3 protein-coding genes are annotated in these 2,137 nt (G+C 63.1%); 1 reads left to right on the top strand and 2 read right to left on the bottom strand.

Annotation, left to right across the window (positions count from 1 at the left end; all coding sequences use genetic code 11):
* Positions 1–227 precede the first annotated feature (227 nt).
* Positions 228–695, bottom strand: a complete 468-nt coding sequence (locus WAX14_RS18070; protein WP_138998861.1) for an NUDIX domain-containing protein — start codon at positions 693–695, stop codon at positions 228–230.
* A 447-nt stretch (positions 696–1,142) separates the two neighbouring features.
* Between WAX14_RS18070 and WAX14_RS18075 the strand changes: the two genes are divergently transcribed.
* A complete protein-coding gene (locus WAX14_RS18075; RefSeq protein ID WP_422629430.1) occupies positions 1,143–1,445 on the top strand; it encodes a hypothetical protein in 303 nt (100 codons plus the stop codon).
* Positions 1,446–1,616: 171 nt separating this feature from the next.
* Here the strand turns inward: WAX14_RS18075 and WAX14_RS18080 are convergent, their stop codons facing one another.
* Positions 1,617–2,036 carry a phosphotransferase family protein gene (locus WAX14_RS18080; RefSeq protein WP_422629431.1) on the bottom strand — a complete coding sequence of 140 codons (420 nt, stop codon included), beginning with the start codon at positions 2,034–2,036 and terminating at the stop codon, positions 1,617–1,619.
* Positions 2,037–2,137 lie beyond the last annotated feature (101 nt).

Raw genomic sequence — 2,137 nt, forward strand, 5'->3', positions numbered from 1 at the left:
TCGGACGTTCCGCGACCATCCGCACCGCCCGAACCTTCAGCTCCGACGGATACCGCTTCGTGGTGTTCCCTGGCATGACTCCAACCTTCCCAACAATCGGAGTCTCCGGACTCACCGGGGCGGTTCATGAAGAGTTGTCCGGTTGTTGATGGCTGGGGCCGGGTCGTGTGTGGCGGTCCGGTCTCCTGCGTGTCGGTGGGGGGGCCGGCGAGTGCCGATCCAGGGCTTCACGTTGAGATCGGTGAGTGTTCATCGAGTGTGGCGTGGTCGAGCATCGCGCCTATCAGAGCTCCGAATCCCGCTGCCAGTACGTGGGCGTGTGATAGTGGGAGCCACCAGCAGTCCCACTTCACGGTCGGTCCTCCGGCCGCAGGATCGGATTCTTCTGCCGGCCAGCGTTCGGTGACATCGGCGCCGGGCATGTTCATCCGGTAGTAGTGCCGCACGGCGATTTCGTCTCTCATGGGGCGCACGTCGTATCTCTGCACCCCGACGTGGCGTACCACGTGCCCGTGTCTGCCGGTTTCCTCAAACAGTTCGCGTACGGCGGCCTGTTCGGGGGACTCGCCGGATTTGATGGTGCCGGCGGGCACCTGTACGCCGGTGACCGTCATCGGCTGGTCACGGTGGGTGAACACCAGCAGGTGATCGTCGTGCAGGACGTAACACACGGCCTTGTGAACTTCGCGCGGCATCCTGCCACTCTACGAACGGTGTGCCCCAGCGGTGATGCTCGGTTGTCGCACATACGTTCCCCAGGGTTCAGTCTGACTTGCGGTTCTCTGAACTACTGGTTTGCTTCGTCGACGGTGTCTTCGGCGGCTGATCCGTTCGCTGCGGAGCTGTCCGTGTATGAGCGAGGGCCGACGGCGCAGTTGTCCAGCGCGATAATTGCCCAATAGTGACCAACACGGTCCCCGGCTGTCTTCCGGACGCCCTACGGTGACCTCATGGGGCGAACGAGTGGACTGGTTGCAGCGTCACTGCCGATTGGGGCACTGTGCCTAAGCGGATGTGTATCCAATACCGAGGAACCGGAGACCTTCCCCGCTACGGTCACTGTCGTCGGGAACGCGGAGCAAGCCGATCCACAGACAGGACAGTGCATCATCACCACGATCCCGATCGCACCGAACGACATCGTGTACCTGCACGGCGAAAGCGCGGCCGCCTCGGCACGTTCCGTGCTGGAAATCGATACCGTCGAACGCAATGCCGACGGCACGGGAGTGTGTACCTATGTGGCGCACTTCGAGGCGGTTCCTGCCAATCAACGCAGCTACACAGTCACCGTGAGCAGCTCGGCACCCTATGCCGCAACCTTCGAGTCGTCTTCCTTCAACGCGGGCGAGATCGAAGAAGGAGCCACGTTCTACCTACACGAATTCCCGCCCCGCCCCGATACCTCGGGTGCGGGCGACAGCGACCCTATGGGGACACCCTAACTCGGGCGAAGACAACTTCGTCGACTTCATCATGGACACTCGAGCACCAGCTCCGGGGAACATGCGCGAGATATTCGCAGGACTGCTCTGGGTCGATGCTGAGGCTTCCCGGGCCGCGTCGGGCTTTCCGTTGTGGGAGCGGATCTGTGACCTGAGTGGGTGCGTCGGTGCTCAGAACAGAGTCACGGCGTCGGTGAGCATACGGTGGCCTTCCTGTTCGAAGGGTTCGTCGCCGATCTGGTATGCCCAGACTGCGGTGCCGATCGCTTCTCGGAGGGTGAACATCGCCCACAGTTCCGGATCTCGCGGGTCGGTGCCGTAGCCGTCGAAAAAGGCGTGCTCCAAGTGCGGGTGCGTGCGCCAGTGTCGTGCTGCGAGGCGGCAGAAGTCGCTGAGTGCGGGGCGGTAATCGAAGCGCCCGAAGTCGATGATCTTGACGCTCCTGTGGTCGACGAGCCAGTTCCGCGGCTGCCAGTCACCATGGGTGGGTACGACTTTCACGGGTCGAGGGCGGTAGGTCGTCAGTATCCGGCGTAGGGCGTCGACGGTGGGGGGATCGATTTCTGGGCTCTTCGCAGTTAGCAGTGGCATTGGCGCCGGCTGGGTGCGACCCGACGTGATCGACGAGTGCAGGCCCACCGTACCCGGCGGCGTTGGTTCTCCGGGGTACGGAACCCGAACGCGATACGGCC

This window comes from Rhodococcus sp. (in: high G+C Gram-positive bacteria) (genome assembly GCF_049299235.1).
Taxonomy (GTDB): domain Bacteria; phylum Actinomycetota; class Actinomycetes; order Mycobacteriales; family Mycobacteriaceae; genus Rhodococcus.